Genomic DNA, 16,330 nt, shown 5'->3' with positions numbered 1-16,330 from the left:
GCTGTATTGTGGGCTAAGTGGCTCCCGACAATGCCTATTTCCGACTGCGATGTTTACTGGCCAGTATGTTATGCGTCTTGGTCAAATATTTTTTCACATTTTTGTACTCAGCGCTGGCGACACCAGCAAACAGAATATCGATAATCGTCAGCATCGCAATCCTTGAGCCCATCGCTCCGCTGCGCATCGTAATCTCGGGAGTCGTAATGCCAAGCAGAATATCGGCCTTGTCCGCAAGCTCGCTCTTGCTGTACCGGGTTATGGCGATGGTCGATACATTATTCTTCTTGGCGATCTCTAACGTATCCAGAATCTCTACCGTATCTCCCGAGTTTGAGACAAAGATCGCCACATCTCCCTTGCCGAGCAAGGTTGCCGCAGTAAGCTGGCTATGACCGTCCGTATAAGCATGGCTCATTTTGTTAATCCGCGAAAATTTCTGTTCTCCGTCCATGCAAATCAGGCCGGAGGCGCCGATCCCGAAGAAGACAATGCGATTGCTGGAGCGCAGCACCTTGACCGCGCGGGCGACCTCATTTCGGTCAATCACGCTCAACGTGTCCTCAATCGATTTGATATTGTTATGCGAAATATTCGAAATGATCGTGAATAAGTCATCCCCCGGCTGAATATCGGTATAAACATCCTTCTGCTCCTCATCGATCGACCCCAGAGCAGCGGAGATGCTGACGATGAAATTCCGGTATCCGCTATACCCCATCGTCTTACAGAAACGGAGCACCGAGGCGTCGCTCGTCTTGCTGAGCTGGGCCAGGCTCTTGATCGAGAGGTGCGGAATCTCCTCCGTATTAGCCAGGATATACTCGGCTACCATTCTCTCCACCGGTGTCAGATTGTCCTTCATCTCACGAATTTTGATCAGAATATTATCATTAATCGCCATGTAATACTCCCCACTTACCTTGATTAATTTATATAGATGGTTCAAGAAGTCTGGCTTTTGAACGCGCACTAAAACGATTCAAATTCTTTATACCAGCAGGTGGCAATACTTGCACCTATCTTAAGCGCTTTTTGGCTAGAAAACAAGCAGATAGCGGTGAATAATTGGTAAATTCTTTGATCTTATTGAAATTTTATTTCAAAAACATAATCCATTATAACATTTATTTACGGAATATTATTGTCGGAATTGAGAACGGGTGCTATAATGACGGCGATGATAGCAGCTGGAGTTCTATCCCAAAAGCATAGGAGGAGTTCAAATGACTCAGAAGCTAAAGATCTCCATTATTGGTTCCGGAAGCACCTATACCCCTGAACTTATCGAAGGTATTATCAAACGCAAAAGCGTACTGCCCGTCAGCGAGCTGGTGTTCATGGATATCGATGCCCGTAAACTGGACATTGTTGGTCAGCTGTGCAAGCGCATGATCGAGGCTGAGCAGTTCCCTTGTCGGATAACCATGACACAGGATTTGGATGAGGCGCTAAGGGATGCTGACTTTGTATTAGGGCAAATTCGCGTTGGCAAGCTTCCCGCCAGGGTTCTGGATGAGAAGATCCCACTTAAATATCATTTAATCGGTCAAGAGACCTGTGGTATCGGCGGGTTCTTCAAGGCGATGCGTACGATTCCCGCAATGCTGCATATAGCAGAACGGATGAAGGAGTTATGCCCGGATGCCTGGCTGATCAATTTCTCGAACCCGGCCGGAATTATTACAGAGGCCTTGCTGAATCATAGCGGGGTCAAAATGCTGGGCCTGTGCAATGTTCCCTTTAATATGTTCAAGAGCATTCGTGAGACACTCCATCTGGAGCACCCCGAGTTCACTTATATTGGATTGAACCATCTGAGCTGGATCACTTCGATTAGGCAGGACGGCATGGATTATCTCGAAGCAGCGCTTGATATGGGGCTAAACAGCGAAGCGATGAAGAATATTCCGTCCAGCGGCTTCAGCAAAGAGCTGATTCAGACGGTCGGCGCTATTCCTTCCTCCTATCTTGAATACTACTATTTCAAGAATAAGAAGCTCAAGATCGTTCAAGAGAGCGAACTGTCCCGCGGTGAGAAATGTATGCAAATCGAGGAGGAATTGCTGCAAATTTACGCTGATTCCAAGCTGCACACTAAGCCGGAGCTGCTGTCCTCCCGCGGCGGAGCCAACTATTCCGAAGTAGCTATCAGTCTAGTGGATGCTATTTTCAATGATAAACAAGAGGTGCATGTCGTCAACCTGTTGAATCAAGGCGCCCTCGATTTTATGGAGGATCACGATGCTGTCGAGGTATGCGCGGTTGTCGGCAAAGACGGTGCCAAGCCGATTAAAATCGAAAACTTCAACAATCGTCATATTATCGATTACATGCGGATGGTTAAAGCCTATGAGCGAGAGACTGTCGCTGCTGCGGTCAGCGGAAGCGAAGATGCCGCTATGCGCGCGCTGTTGATGAACCCGCTTGTCGGCGACTACGACGCTGCCTACCATTGCTTCCAGGAGCTTAAGCAGGCTCACCAAGCCTATCTGCCGCAATTTTTTAAGGAAGACGGCAGTAAATGAACCACGTCAACAAATACATTATAGGTGTCGACGGAGGCAACAGTAAAACGGATTATTATCTGTTTGATCTTCAAGGCCATTATATTGATCATCTTCGCACCGGTACCTGCAGCCATGAGCGCTTCCCCGATGCCTATGGCAGCACCTTCCGAATTATGCGGCAGCATCTGGAGGAATTGCTCACTCCTCACGATCTGCAAGCCAACCAGCTTGCGGCGGCTGCCTTCGGGCTTGCCGGGGCGGATATTCCTTCCCAGAAGGAACAGCTCGGCGATGTGGTAAAGCGGCTCGGCTTCGGCAATTATGCTGTGGACAATGATTCCTTCCTCGGTATTAAGGCTGGCAGCGAAAAGGGCTACGGGATCTGCTCTATCAACGGTTCGGGTATGTCCACCGGCGGCATTAGTAAATCCGGCGAACGTCTGCAGGTCGGCGGCGTCGGCAGCGAGCTGTCCGGCGACGAAGCAGGCGGCTTTTATTTAGCCCGTAAAGTGCTGCGCACCGTGTACGACTCCTTCTACCGGATGGGTGAAGGTACGGCTATGACCAAGCCAGTCATGGATCTCCTTCAAGTCAGCGATAAATCGCAATTTATCGAAGCTATGGTTGAAGGTACGGTGAAACGGAATCTCCCCAATACGGAGCTAATGCAAATTTTGTTCAAAGCTGCAGATCAGGGGGATGCCCCGGCTATCCATGTTATTGATCAGACGGCTGAACAGTTAGCCCGCTCCAGTGCAGGCTGCTTGAATAACCTCGATTTTTCAGGGGAAGCGGAGGTTGATATTGTACTTGCCGGCTCCGTCTGGATCAAGGCCGAGAGCCCACTCCTATTCGAGAAATACCAACAATATATGTCCGATTGGGCTCCCTGCCATTGCCGCTACATCTTCCTGCAGGTCCCACCTGCGGCCGGAGCCGTGTTATGGGCCATGGAGCTGTTCCAGGGCCAGCCTGTAAATTCAGCGCTTCGCCATAAAGTAATCAGCAGCATTGAACAGGTGCAGGCAGGATAACACGCCCCGTTATAGTCATAAAATAAGAGTCATCCAAAATGCAGCTGCCAGGCTGCCGACTGGGTGGCTCTTTTATTAATCCTCGCTTAAATTAACTATTGATTGCAAAAGTTTTCATGTGCTAAGGTTATTTCAATCTTTTAAATACATATATTTCATCCCGAATTAGGTATTGCTCATTCGGTGGATATTGAAAGGTGGCTTGCAGCAAGTATGAAATCCAAGGAGATTCTCTCTGGTTCCAGGGCTCAGCCGGAGCTCACTCATTCTACCGGCAAGACTCAAGCCATAACAGCAACAAAAGCCGCGACTCCCCTGCTTTTCATCGCAGTTATGTTAACCGCTGCTACTCTTCGGTCGCCATTAACAGGCGTCGGATCGCTCATTACGCAAATCCAGGCCTCAACGGGGCTGACGCATACGACAGCTGGCCTGCTTACGACGCTGCCGCTAATTGCCTTTGGCCTGTTCGCCCTGGTTGCACCGAAGCTCTCGAGCCGCTTTGGCATGGAGCTTACCCTGCTCGCCAGCACTGCTATGCTCATCATCGGGATTTCGCTTCGCTCCATTCCGGGCATTTCCCCTTTATTCCTGGGCACAGCCTTGGCCGGCATCGCTATCGCCATATGCAATGTGCTGGTTCCCGGCTTAATCAAGCGCGATTTCCCCCGGCAAATCGGGATGATGACCGGATTGTATTCATCATTCATGAATCTATGGGCCGCCATCGCCTCCGGCATCAGCATTCCGCTCTCGCTAACCTTCCTCGGCTGGCGCGGATCGCTGGCGATCTGGGGTGTGCTGGCTCTGGCAGCGGCATTAACCTGGCTGTCGCTGCTGCGCCTTGCCAATCATGCCAAGGAGAAAAATGCCGGCCAGGCACAGAATGCAAGCATGCAGAGGCCTGTTCGAGTATGGAGCTCTCCCGTTGCTTGGCTCGTTACGATCTATATGGGCTTTCAGTCCGTCATGTTCTATGTCGCGGTATCCTGGCTGCCGGAAATTTTGCATGAACAGGGCATGGATATGGCCAAGGCAGGCTGGATGCTCTCGCTGATGCAAATCCTAAGTATGATCGGTTCCTTTGTCATGCCGCTCCTTGCTACGCGATCACAGGATCAGCGCTGGATCACCGCGGCTTCCTCCGCCTTCTTCCTGTTTGGCTTCGGCGGGGTATGGGTTGGCCCGCATAATCTGGCACCGTTATACATCATGCTGATCGGGCTGGGATGTGGTACAACCTTCAGTCTGGTTATTACTTTCTTCTCGCTGCGTTCGCATACATCGGAGCAGGCAGCGGCCATGTCAGGAATGGCCCAGTCGATCGGATATTTGCTAGCTGGTGTCGGACCGACCCTGTTCGGCTTCATCCATGATGCCAGCGGCGGCTGGAATGTACCGCTGGCTACAATCACTTTAATTTCCATCCTGACAATGATCTTCGGATATGCTGCCGGACGCAAAGGCTATATCAGCCCCAAATAACAAAAAGGCTTCTTTTGTCCGTGCAGCCGCATTAGCTGAACTACCGACAAAAGAAGCTTTTTTAGATGAGTGCTATACAGACTATAATCCGACGTACCGGCTATCCTCAATGATGGAATCCTTATCTTGCTGCAAGCTTTCCCGATACTCCACCATTCCGATCTGACACCCCTTACCGATAACTACCGTTGAACCGTGTACGACTCGGGCAATGGTATTTTCCAGATAGAGACGATCCCCCTCAATCACTTCGCTCTCCAGCTGCGGCAAACCTTTGAAGGTGAACAAAGAGACCCACTTTTTAAAGTTGCTTGGCTCGACTTTGATCTCTCCGCCTACTACTTCAGTAACCACGCTTCTGCCATATAGATCGATCTCGATTTTGTCCGCGTTCAGCATACCGTTCATCTGCAATGCACCCTTCACCCGAAAATTCTCAGCTTGAATGCCGTGACGAACCGTTAAATTACCGAAAATCTGAATTTCCTCGCCGATGATCCGGTTTCCAACCTCGACTTCTCCGTTGAAATTAGTCTGGGCTGCAATCAGATCTCTGCCGATTTTTATGTTGCCGGTCATCGCTAGACTTCCGCCCTGCAAGTCTTCCGTCGTTCGAATCTCCCCCGTAGATTTAAGGCTTTCGGCGTGCAGACTTCCTTCTACCTCCAAGGTTCCTGTGCCCCTGAATTTGGAGCAGTCAACATCGCCGTCAATCTGTGCATCGCCAATGATTGTAACCTTATCGAAAACTCCGCCGTTTGAATTGCTATTGCCGATAATCCGCAAGTTAGAGCTTCCTTCTTCATCCCGTACAGTCATATTCATTTCGCCCCCTGCACTATATCTTTCCCTCATGGCTACACCTGCTCCGCGCTGCGGACCGATGCTCGTGGATCAATCTCGCAATGCTGCCTATATTCTATTCGTTCAATCTCACATCCGGGTCCGACCTTTACGATATTTCCACGAACAATGGTAGCCCTCGTCTCCTCAAGTTCAACAATGTCGCCTTCAATAGATTCTGCGGTCAGCCGCGCTGCCAATGAAGATGACAGCAAGCTTAGCAGCCTTCGAGGAGAGGCCAGCTTTCGCTTGACAACAATGCGTTCGCCGCCAATCTCACGCGCCTGGCTGTTCCCCTCCAAGAGAATCTCCAATTCCCCGGCATTTATCATTCCGCCAGCGTGAATCTGACCGTGAACCTTCAAGCTCTCGAATTCTGCGTTTTCGCTCGTCTTCATTCCACCGTCTACCTTGGCATGCTCACCAGCGATTCCCCCGCTTGCCGTCAGCATCCCGTTGATGTCCATCTCAACAAATCTAACGTGTCCATCCACCTTCAGCATACCGTCAATACGTAGTTCGCCACCGCGAATCGATTCGGAAGCGGAGCCGGTTCCATTCATGCGCAATTTTCCCGCTTCAACAGATTTCTTCACTTTCAGCGTGCCATTAGAAGTGAGTGAATCGCAGACGACATCGCCATTTATAGTTGCAAGCCCATCAGCTACGATACTCCCATAGACTCCCCCGGCCACCTGGCCTATTCCATTAATCTTCAAGTCCTTGAATCCATTTCCCATAAACTTAACCCTCACTCCCGTTAACAAGTAGTTTTAATTCTTCCGTACACTGTGCAAGCGATAGATGGGCAACCACCTTCACCCCGGGGTCCATGTAGATCTCCTGATCATTGGGGATAAGCAGGAAGGCCGACACCCCCATTTTACGGATCAAAATAATTCCGCATTCCATCCCCGCCATTCGCGGCAAATGCTCATTCAGGGCCTGGATCAATAACCGTCCTTCATCCAGCGCAATATCCCCGCTCTGAAGCCATCTATCCAGTACATAAATGCTGAGCAGCTTATCGAACTCAAAAATAATATGCTGCGCAGTAGGGTCAACCGTTTCAATATATAAATTCAAGGCAGATGATGTAACAATGTTCCGTTCCATAATCTCCCCCGCTGTCAATTGGATGTCCGTCAGATTCGGCGAGAATACGTCGGCCAGTGCATCCAGCGATAGATCATCCTTCATGTTCAGAATTTTGTCGATTCGGCGGATGATCTTGTCACGCGGGAAGAAGGTTTCCTGCCCGGTAAAGGAAGATTTACGGATGAACCACTGCTCCGGAATCAAGTTTTTACGCTTCCAACGATACAGCTGGCCATAGGATATTCCGGTTAAATCCAGCAGCTCTTTCTTGGAAATTAAGTCCTCACTCATACGAATACCCCTTTCTCACGAAAATAATGTAACATAACATTGTTACGTTGTAAAGCTGCCAAACACTCCCCATTCTTATGGCCATAAAAAAGTCTCCAACGTATTTTCTAGATACGTCGGAGACTTCGTCAGCCAGCTCATTCTATTCTTTATCAAACTTGAAATACTCCACTTTACTGTTCATATCAGTTGCGATCTTGGCCAGTCCCTCTGCGGCAGAAGCGATCTCCTGCATCGAGGCCAGCTGCTGCTCGGTCGCCGCTGTCACACTCTGGAAAGCATCCTGGCTCTTGGCCGAGGTATCAGCTATACGAGCAACCGAAACGGTCACCTGATCCGCGCTGGCCGACATCTGTTCGGTTATCGCCGAGACATCTTGAATCTGTTCTATAATCAGCTTGGTTGAGTTCTCGATTTGCCGGAATGCGATCTGGGCATCCTCTGTAACAGTCATGCCGAGTTCAACATTAGTTACGACATCCTGACTCATTTTCGCATAGGCTTGATCGGTTAGTTCACCCATCATCGTTAGACTATTCCGGATTTTCTCAACGGTCACCTTGGACTGCTCCGCCAGCTTACGAACTTCTCCAGCTACAACGGCAAAACCTCTTCCTTCCTCGCCCGCTCTCGCCGCTTCAATAGAAGCGTTCAAAGCCAGTAGATTTGTCTTTACGGCAATATCGGACACCGCAGCGCTCATATCAGTAACTTGCGAGCTAATCTCTGTCATTTTCCGAATCAGCTCAGCCGATTCCGCCGTGGAACGATGAATTTCACTCATCTGCACAGCTACGATCGACACTTTTTCACTGCCGGCCTGAATGTCCTGCTCTGTCTGTGAGGAGGAGCTTGCAATTTGGTTGGAGGCCTCAGCGATTTTATAGATCCCCTGAGACATCTCCTCCATCGCTCTCGCTCCTTCCGCGGAAGAGATGGCCTGTGCTTCTGCGCCCGCTGATGCATCTTGAACCAGATCGACGACATGCTCCACCGCCTTGGAATTATGCTCCGTGCTGGCCGTCAGCTCCTCGCTGGAGGCCGCGAGCTGACTGGAAACCTCGGCAACGCTGCCAATAATCTCCCTGATCGTTCCCACCATATTGTTATAGTTAGCTGACAATTGGCCTACTTCATCCTTGCTGCTTACAGCGACCTCTTCGTTCAAATAGCCGTCGCTAACCCGTCTGGAGGATAAGTTCAATCGTTCAATCGGCCGGGTGACTGCACGAACGACGAAAAATAACAGCCCAACACCAATAATGAGGGAGACACCGGATACAATTAACGAATTCCAGAAGATTGGCATCGCGGCTTTCTTAATTTCCTCCTCTTCCATCACCCCGACGATTTTGAATCCTGTCCATGAATTGGTCAGGAAATAAGCGCGCTGTGATTTCCCGCTAACTGGACTAATATAGTCAAGCATTCCTGATCCGGCCGCTTGAATCTTATCCACATAGTCCCCTGCGATTTCTTCGCCAATCTCGACCGTCGGAGAGGCTACAATCCTATTTGTCCGGTCTATAATATAAATAAATCCATCTTTCCCCAACTCTACTTTTCCGACCATCTCATTGATCTTGGCCAGATCCAGAGAGACCGTCAATGCGCCTTGTCCATCGGCCAGAGAGTGGCTAATGTATAAGTTATAGTGCCCCGTTGTCGCCGAACGAAACGGATCGATAATAACGGTCTGCCCGGAATTCTTCATCGTGGCCTTATACCAATCTCTCTCCCGTGGATCATACTCCTGTTTGCCAGGGTCCGGCGCTTTCATCCACGCGCCGTTGTTATTGCCAACAACAATGTTCTCAAGATCCGGGTGCTTATCAATAAAGAGCTCAAGCAGATGTCTTAGTTCTGGTGATTTGCTGTCAACCTGCTTCGAATCTATTTCCATCACCAGTTGTTCCAGATTATAGACCTGAGCCTCAATAATACGATCAATGGAATCATTAAATTGAGTGGCACTGATCTTCATATTCTTATCCGTCTCTACCTGTAGCTGTCGCTTGGCACTCCCAAAGCTGCTATAGGCAATCAGAACATTAGGCACGATAAACATAACAGCGAACAAGATGAATAGTCGATTACGTAAAGTGCGTATTTCTACTAGAGAGTATAAACGTTTAATAATTCCCTTCAAGAAAGTTCCCCCTATAGTTTAATGATAAGGCAAAAGTGATATACCGCCCCTCCTATCTCCTGAAAATATGTTATTCCGATGCTGTATGTTAACTAGAAGTTTTCACATAATTTTGCAGGGTATATTGCAAGATATCCCTTTTTTCGACATAACTCGAGTAATTGTTAATATGTATCAGAAAACTTTCATGAAATTTTAATAATCATTTTCAAAGTACTGCAAAACAACCTTGTTATTTACAAAAATACTATGTATTGAAGAAGTCCCTTGGACTACTCCTTTAATCCCTTGCACAACAAAAAACCATCGCACCCTTTAAGGATACAATGGTTCAAGAAGCCCCACTCGTATTCGTTATTTGCTCTTCTCTGTATACTCCACAACCCAATCGGCTGTTGCTGCAAGTCTTGTCTCCGCACGCACAACCGCTGCCGTTACCTGGCAGGAAGCCGTCCCGCCGTATACATTACGGGCATTGACCACCGCCTCTGGCTGCAGTACATCATAGATGCTCTCATCGAACATGGAAGAGAATTGCTTGAACTCCTCCAGTTTCAAATCGAGCAGGAACTTGTTATTTTGAATACAATACAGTACGGTCTTCCCGATCACCTCATGAGCCTGGCGGAAAGGCATGCCTTTGTTAGCCAGGAAATCCGCAATATCGGTTGCGTTGGAGAAATCCTTATTAACCGCATCGCGCATTTGCTCACGGTTCACCTTCATCGTAGCAATCATGGGAGCGAACAGCTTGAGTGCCCCTTGCAACGTCTCTACCGTATCGAACATGCCTTCCTTATCCTCCTGCATGTCCTTGTTATAGGCCAGCGGCAATGATTTGAGGACGGTTAAGAGTCCCATCAGATTCCCGTATACCCGCCCGGTCTTTCCGCGCACCAGTTCAGGCACATCCGGATTTTTCTTCTGCGGCATAATGCTGCTGCCGGTACAGAAAGCATCATCTAACTCAACAAACCGGAACTCTGTGCTGCTCCACAACACCAGTTCCTCACTCAAACGCGACAAATGCATCATCAGGATCGAGGCATCCGCCAAGAACTCAATGATAAAGTCGCGATCGCTGACCGCGTCCAGGCTATTCTCATAGACGCTGTCAAAATGGAGCTGTTCGGCAACATAGTGACGATCAATAGGGAAAGTCGTACCAGCCAATGCCCCCGCACCGAGAGGAAGCACATTGATGCGCCGGTAGCTATCCTGCAAGCGTTCGATATCCCGCTGGAACATCGAGACATACGCCATTAAATGATGGGCAAACAAAATCGGTTGAGCGCGCTGCAGATGGGTATACCCCGGCAGAATCGTCTCCTGGTTCGCCCGAGCCTGCTCCAGCAGAGCTTCCTGCAGATCATGCAGTAAGCCAACGAATTCTACCACCCGCTTACGCAGATATAGATGCATGTCCGTTGCGACCTGATCATTCCGGCTGCGTCCCGTATGCAGCTTGCCGCCTATAGGACCGATCTCATCGATCAGCTGCTTCTCGATATTCATATGAATATCTTCATTTTCAATAGAGTACTCCAATTCCCCGCGCCGAATCTGGCCGAGTACCGTATGAAGCCCCTCTTTGATCTTCTCGACATCCTCTTCCGGTAGAATTCCGCATTTGCCCAGCATGCTAACATGTGCCAGACTTCCCTGCACATCTTCCTCTGCCAGCAGCTTATCAAAGCTAATCGATGCCGTATACTGTTCAACCAGCCTGTTCGTCTGCTTCGTGAAACGCCCGCCCCACAGTTTGCTCACCTGACCCCACTCCTTATCCTGTAATCTATATCGATGCTATAAAAGGCAGTTTCAAAAAGTACTTTCTAATATGAAAACCTCTCGAAATCATTTAGTTATTTATTGTTCTGCTCTACTCCGGAGCTTACCTTCAGACGAAGGGCATTCAGATGTATAAAGCCTGTAGCATCCCCTTGATCATAGGCCTGGGTAGGATCGGCTTCCATCGTAGCAATATTCGGATTGTAGAGACTTACCGGGCTCTTCACGCCGGCGGCAATAATATTCCCTTTGTACAGCTTCACCCGCACAGTACCGGTTACATTCTTCTGGCTTTCCGTTACCAACGCTTGCAGCGCTAGACGCTCCGGTGCGAACCAGAAGCCATTGTAGACAAGTGTGCTGTAACGGGTAATCAGACTATCACGCAGATTCATCACTTCGCGATCCATCGTCAGCGACTCCATCTTGCGATGCGCTGTGAACAGAATCGTTCCGCCTGGCGTCTCGTATACGCCGCGGCTCTTCATACCTACGAAGCGGTTCTCTACCATATCAACACGGCCGATGCCATGCTTGCCGCCAAGCTCGTTCAGCTTCTCCATAACGCCCAGCGGGCTAAGCTGCTCACCGTTAATAGCTGCACAGTTGCCTTGCTCGAAATCCAGTTCCACATATTCCGCTTGATCCGGAGCATCCTCCGGCGAGACGCTGAGCAGGTACATATCTTTATTTTCAGGTGCAGCCGCATCAAACCATGGATCCTCCAGCACACCGCTCTCATAGCTGATATGCAGCAAGTTACGGTCCATCGAATACGGCTTCGCCGCCGATGCTGTGACCGGAATGCCATTTGCTTCAGCATATTCAATCATCTCTGCCCGGCCCGGGAAACGATCGCGGAACTCGTTCAAACGCCATGGGGCGATTACAGCGATTTCCGGTGCAATTGCAGCTGCTGCCAATTCAAATCTTACTTGGTCATTCCCTTTGCCTGTCGCTCCATGTGCGATAGCTGTTGCTCCCTCTTTACGCGCGATCTCCACCATCCGCTTTGCGATCAGGGGGCGTGCGATACTCGTACCAAGCAAGTACTGCCCCTCATACAATGCTCCGGACTGGAACATAGGGTAAATAAAGTCCTTGGCAAACTCCTCCTGCAGGTCATCGATGTACACCTTGGAAGCACCGGTGGCAAGCGCCTTGGCCTCAAGCCCGTCCAGTTCCTCCTTCTGACCGATATCCGCCGTAAAAGCGATGATCTCGGCATCATAAGTTTCCTTTAACCATTTCAATATAACGGAAGTATCCAGCCCCCCGGAATATGCCAACACGATTTTTTGCTTCGCCATATCTACTCTCCCTCTCTAGTACTATATTAGTTGCATGCCAAAAATCAGCAGTCTATTATATAGTATTTATATTTACCCCATTAACGCTGCCATCAGCGCCTTTTGTGCATGTAGACGATTCTCGGCCTGATCAAAAATAATCGAATGCTTACCGTCAATAACGCCCTCGCTGACTTCTTCCCCACGGTGGGCTGGCAGACAATGCATAAATACATAATCATCCTTGGCATAAGACACCAGCTGTTCATTTACCTGATAATCCTTAAAAGCCAACTCACGCTGCTTCTGTTCTTCTTCAAAGCCCATGCTCGCCCATACATCTGAATAGATCACATCCGCATCCTGAACGGCAGCTTTCGGATCACAAACCACCTCAATCATAGCTCCCGTTGCCTTGGCGAACTCCTGTGCTTGCTGAACCACCGCCGCATCGGGCTCATAGCCCTCCGGACTTGATACACTGACATGCACGCCCAGCTTTGCCCCGCCGATCATCAGGGAATGGGCCATATTGTTGCCATCACCGACATAAGCGAGCTTGATGCCCTGCAGCTTGCCCTTATGCTCATAGATCGTCTGATAGTCCGCCAACACCTGGCAAGGATGAGCCAGATCGCTAAGTCCGTTGATCACCGGGATCGAGGCGTATTTGGCCAAATCAACGACCTTGTCATGTCCAAAGGTCCGAATCATAATGCCGTCCAAATAGCGGGACATCACACCCGCTGTATCCGCAATCGTCTCCCCACGGCCAAGCTGGATATCATTTTTGCTGAGGAACAGCGCGTGTCCCCCCAGTTGATACGTGCCCACTTCAAAGGATACACGCGTCCGGGTCGAAGATTTCTCAAAAATCAAACCGACGGTTTTCCCTTTCAGCGGCTCGTATACTTCCCCGTTCTTCTGCTTGCGCTTCAGCTCAATTGCCAAATCGATCAAATATTGAATCTCCTCGGTGGAGTAATCATCCATTTCCAAAAAATCACGACCGTGCAAATGAAAAGTTTTATCCGTTAATGGTTGAGTCAAGCTCATAATTTTGCCTCCTCCTTGCTCGTATGTGTAGTAATGATAGCGGCCAGTGTGTCCACCGCCTGATCGATCTCCTCATGGCTCACGTGCAAATTCGGCAGCAGCCGAATGACGTTAGGGCCCGCGGTTACAAATAACAGCTTATTCTTCTGGCCAGCGGCAACAAGCTCGGCAACAGGCTCTGCGCACTCCATTCCGATTAGCAGACCCATGCCGCGAATATCCTTCACAAATGGCTGCCCGTCAAATGCTGCCTTTAAACGTTCCACAAGATAAGCTCCTGCTTTCGCTGCTCTCTGAGGGGTATTCTCTTCCTTCATTGTCTCCAGCGTAGCAATCACCGAAGCCGCGGCTACAGGATTGCCGCCAAAGGTCGATGCATGGCTCCCCGGAGAGAAGGCCTCACGCAAATATTCCTTGGCAAGCATTGCCCCTGCCGGCAGTCCACTGGCGATTCCTTTGGCCACTGTGAATATATCCGGCTCAATGCCGTATTGCTGATGCGCAAACCAGGAACCCGTACGTCCCATTCCCGTCTGCACCTCATCGATAATAAGCAGCAGTCCCTGCTCCTGACAAAGCTTGGAGAGCTCCTGTACGAATTCAGGCGCTACGGGATAGACTCCGCCTTCAGCCTGAATCATCTCGATCATAATCGCCGCCGTATGTGGGCCGATTGCCTCCTGAAGGGCACCCATATCATACAGAGGTACCGTCTTGAAGCCTGCCGGAAGCGGAAGGAAGCCATCCTTCACCTTCTGCTGCCCGGTCGCCGTCAAGGTGGCCAGCGTACGTCCATGGAAGGATTGCTCGAACGTGATCACTTCATAGCGATCCACGCCCTTGACCTTCTGATGGTAACGGCGAGCCAGCTTAATCGCCGCCTCATTCGCTTCAGCTCCGCTGTTGCAGAAGAACACAGCATCCGCACAACTGACCTCGGTCAGCAATCGCGCCGCCTGCTCCTGCTGCGGAATCTGGAACAGGTTCGAGACATGCCACAGCTCGTCAAGCTGAGCCTTTACCTTCTGCTTCACCTTCTCCGGGGCGTGCCCGAGATTGGTTACCGCCAGTCCGCTCATAAAATCGAGATAACGATTGCCTTGATCATCCCATAGCCAACTGCCGTGGCCTTTGACCAGATTGATGGGATAACGCGAATAAGTTGGGAAAAGTGCGCTTTGCGCCATGTTATTCAACTCCTATCATTAAATGTATGTTTAAAAGGATCGATTCTCAGCACCGGACAGGTTGGCTGACAATGATATCAGCCCATGCGTACGATCCGTGTACCAATCTTCTCGCCAGAGAGCACCCGGCCCAAAATTCCCGGCTCACTGCCGTCCACAATAATAACCTCGTCTACCTTCCCCTGAATACAAGCAATCGCTGCCCGCACCTTCGGGATCATACCGCCGTAGATTTCTCCAGTCAGAATCATATCTTCGATCTGCTGTACGGTAACCGTCTCAAGCACACGCTTCTCTCCACCGATGCTCTTAAGGATTCCTGGAACATCCGTAACTACGATCATCTGGTGTACACCCAATACGGAGGCAACAGCTCCCGCTGCCGTATCCGCGTTAATATTGAAACGACTGCCATCCGTCCCTACACCAACAGGGGCAATCACCGGCATGTATCCGAGCTTCAGCACACCTTCGATTAGCTCTGCATTCACATCGGTCACATCACCGACCAGGCCGACCTCGGCGGCCGCCTGCACCGGCTTGGCAATAATCAATCCGCCGTCGACTCCCGACATCCCAAGCGCTTTGCCGCCCGATTGGGCGATTCGCCGAACTACCTTCTTGTTAATGCCTCCGGCAAGCACCATCTCCACCACGTCCAATACTTCCTCGGAAGTGTAACGGAGACCGTTCACAAAGTGAGTCTCGATCCCCAGCTTGTTCAAATTGTCGGAGATCGCCGGTCCGCCTCCATGCACGATAACAGGCTGTACGCCTTCGGCCTGCAGCTTCGCCAGATCGCTGTAGAAAGAATCCGGCAATTCCTCAAGCGTGCTGCCGCCGCACTTCATCACAAACGTACCTTTCTCCCATTTCTGATTGACCAAGAGCTCGTTTCCCTCCCAAGCTGTCTCCATGTAGGATGAACCTCCTTCTGATAATGGATAGCAAATATCGTATATCGTATAAATTACCTTGTTCAAAAAGTAGACTTTCAGGCCTTCCGGTTAAGTACGGTATGCCGCATTGATTCGTACGTAATCGTAAGTTAAGTCGCATCCCCAAGCCGTTGCATGGCCTGAGCCGTTATGAAGCTCGACATGAATTACAACCGAGTCGCCCTTCAAATACTCCAGCGCCTCTTCCTCGTCGAACGCCACCGGCTGCGAGCCGGACAAGACGAGGATATCGCCGAGCCGGATATCAACGGTATCCGGATTCACGGGCTCCCCGGCGCGCCCCACCGCTGCAATAATCCGTCCCCAGTTAGCGTCAGCGCCAAATACCGCCGATTTTACAAGGCTGGATCCGATCACCGTCTTGGCGATGGCGCGGGCCGACAGATCGGTGACCGCTCCGTTCACCGTCACCTCGACGAGGCGGGTCGCCCCTTCGCCGTCACGGGCAATCGCCTGAGCCAGCGTCTGGCACACATGGCGGAAGGCTGCCGCGAAGTTATCCCAATCAGGATGTCCCGGCACCAGCTCTGTATTGCCAGCCAGACCACTGGCCATGGCGATCAGCATGTCGTTCGTGCTCGTATCTCCATCCACCGTAATCATATTAAACGTTACATCCGTCGTCTCCCCCAGCAGGC

Annotated in this window: 14 protein-coding genes; 3 read left to right on the top strand and 11 right to left on the bottom strand. The window is 50.3% G+C overall.

Going from position 1 to position 16,330, the window contains the following annotated elements:
* Positions 1-34 precede the first annotated feature (34 nt).
* Positions 35-904, bottom strand: coding sequence for a MurR/RpiR family transcriptional regulator (locus tag BN1360_RS06070; protein ID WP_068779000.1), 870 nt, complete (start codon positions 902-904; stop codon positions 35-37).
* A gap of 322 nt (positions 905-1,226) precedes the next feature.
* Here BN1360_RS06070 and BN1360_RS06065 point away from each other — a divergent pair, with 322 nt between their 5' ends.
* The 3 genes from BN1360_RS06065 to BN1360_RS06055 all read left to right on the top strand — a co-directional run bounded on the left by BN1360_RS06065 (position 1,227) and on the right by BN1360_RS06055 (position 5,029).
* Positions 1,227-2,528, top strand: coding sequence for a 6-phospho-beta-glucosidase (locus BN1360_RS06065; protein WP_068778999.1), 1,302 nt, complete (start codon positions 1,227-1,229; stop codon positions 2,526-2,528).
* On the top strand, positions 2,525-3,544 hold the full coding sequence (locus tag BN1360_RS06060) for an N-acetylglucosamine kinase (RefSeq protein ID WP_068778998.1): 1,020 nt from the start codon (positions 2,525-2,527) through the stop codon (positions 3,542-3,544). Before BN1360_RS06065 ends, BN1360_RS06060 begins: the two co-directional genes overlap by 4 nt.
* A gap of 213 nt (positions 3,545-3,757) precedes the next feature.
* A complete protein-coding gene (locus BN1360_RS06055) occupies positions 3,758-5,029 on the top strand; it encodes a CynX/NimT family MFS transporter (RefSeq protein ID WP_082789957.1) in 1,272 nt (423 codons plus the stop codon).
* Between the two features lie 81 nt (positions 5,030-5,110).
* Here BN1360_RS06055 and BN1360_RS06050 read toward each other — a convergent pair whose 3' ends face one another.
* The 10 genes from BN1360_RS06050 to BN1360_RS06005 form a co-directional block, all read right to left on the bottom strand.
* Positions 5,111-5,854, bottom strand: coding sequence for a hypothetical protein (locus tag BN1360_RS06050; protein WP_148466526.1), 744 nt, complete (start codon positions 5,852-5,854; stop codon positions 5,111-5,113).
* A gap of 32 nt (positions 5,855-5,886) precedes the next feature.
* The gene (locus BN1360_RS06045; protein ID WP_068778996.1) at positions 5,887-6,612 is read right to left on the bottom strand and encodes a hypothetical protein; all 726 of its coding nucleotides are present in this window, start codon (positions 6,610-6,612) and stop codon (positions 5,887-5,889) included.
* Positions 6,613-6,616: 4 nt separating this feature from the next.
* Positions 6,617-7,261 carry a YhbD family protein gene (locus tag BN1360_RS06040; protein ID WP_068778995.1) on the bottom strand — a complete coding sequence of 215 codons (645 nt, stop codon included), beginning with the start codon at positions 7,259-7,261 and terminating at the stop codon, positions 6,617-6,619.
* A gap of 142 nt (positions 7,262-7,403) precedes the next feature.
* Complete coding sequence (locus BN1360_RS06035; protein WP_068778994.1) at positions 7,404-9,410, bottom strand: methyl-accepting chemotaxis protein; 2,007 nt, start codon at positions 9,408-9,410, stop codon at positions 7,404-7,406.
* Positions 9,411-9,764: 354 nt separating this feature from the next.
* On the bottom strand, positions 9,765-11,180 hold the full coding sequence (gene argH, locus BN1360_RS06030; protein WP_068778993.1) for an argininosuccinate lyase: 1,416 nt from the start codon (positions 11,178-11,180) through the stop codon (positions 9,765-9,767).
* A gap of 95 nt (positions 11,181-11,275) precedes the next feature.
* Complete coding sequence (locus BN1360_RS06025; protein WP_068778992.1) at positions 11,276-12,511, bottom strand: argininosuccinate synthase; 1,236 nt, start codon at positions 12,509-12,511, stop codon at positions 11,276-11,278.
* 72 nt (positions 12,512-12,583) lie between these two features.
* Positions 12,584-13,546: an ornithine carbamoyltransferase gene (gene argF, locus BN1360_RS06020; protein WP_148466525.1), complete on the bottom strand. Its 963-nt coding sequence runs from the start codon at positions 13,544-13,546 to the stop codon at positions 12,584-12,586.
* Positions 13,543-14,733 (bottom strand): acetylornithine transaminase, encoded by a 1,191-nt coding sequence (locus BN1360_RS06015; protein ID WP_068778991.1) that lies wholly within the window; start codon positions 14,731-14,733, stop codon positions 13,543-13,545. Before BN1360_RS06015 ends, argF begins: the two co-directional genes overlap by 4 nt.
* A 77-nt stretch (positions 14,734-14,810) precedes the next feature.
* Positions 14,811-15,650, bottom strand: a complete 840-nt coding sequence (gene argB / locus BN1360_RS06010; protein WP_068778990.1) for an acetylglutamate kinase — start codon at positions 15,648-15,650, stop codon at positions 14,811-14,813.
* A 90-nt stretch (positions 15,651-15,740) separates the two neighbouring features.
* A partial coding sequence (locus tag BN1360_RS06005; RefSeq protein WP_148466524.1) for a bifunctional ornithine acetyltransferase/N-acetylglutamate synthase occupies positions 15,741-16,330 on the bottom strand: 590 nt, incomplete at its 5' end.

It is taken from the genome of Paenibacillus sp. GM2 (assembly GCF_900069005.2).
Taxonomy (GTDB): Bacteria; Bacillota; Bacilli; order Paenibacillales; family Paenibacillaceae; genus Fontibacillus.
Note: the sequence above shows the minus strand (reverse complement) of the source record. Positions and strands in the feature narration are given on the sequence as shown.

Coding starts and splice junctions, on each gene's coding strand:
- BN1360_RS06045 (WP_068778996.1), bottom strand. CDS start 6,612: ATGGGAAATGGATTCAAGGACTTGAAGATTAATGGAATAGGCCAGGTG.
- BN1360_RS06025 (WP_068778992.1), bottom strand. CDS start 12,511: ATGGCGAAGCAAAAAATCGTGTTGGCATATTCCGGGGGGCTGGATACT.
- BN1360_RS06040 (WP_068778995.1), bottom strand. CDS start 7,261: ATGAGTGAGGACTTAATTTCCAAGAAAGAGCTGCTGGATTTAACCGGA.
- BN1360_RS06015 (WP_068778991.1), bottom strand. CDS start 14,733: ATGGCGCAAAGCGCACTTTTCCCAACTTATTCGCGTTATCCCATCAAT.
- BN1360_RS06065 (WP_068778999.1), top strand. CDS start 1,227: ATGACTCAGAAGCTAAAGATCTCCATTATTGGTTCCGGAAGCACCTAT.
- BN1360_RS06060 (WP_068778998.1), top strand. CDS start 2,525: ATGAACCACGTCAACAAATACATTATAGGTGTCGACGGAGGCAACAGT.
- BN1360_RS06055 (WP_082789957.1), top strand. CDS start 3,758: ATGAAATCCAAGGAGATTCTCTCTGGTTCCAGGGCTCAGCCGGAGCTC.
- BN1360_RS06050 (WP_148466526.1), bottom strand. CDS start 5,854: ATGAATATGACTGTACGGGATGAAGAAGGAAGCTCTAACTTGCGGATT.
- argB (WP_068778990.1), bottom strand. CDS start 15,650: ATGGAGACAGCTTGGGAGGGAAACGAGCTCTTGGTCAATCAGAAATGG.
- argF (WP_148466525.1), bottom strand. CDS start 13,546: ATGAGCTTGACTCAACCATTAACGGATAAAACTTTTCATTTGCACGGT.
- BN1360_RS06070 (WP_068779000.1), bottom strand. CDS start 904: ATGGCGATTAATGATAATATTCTGATCAAAATTCGTGAGATGAAGGAC.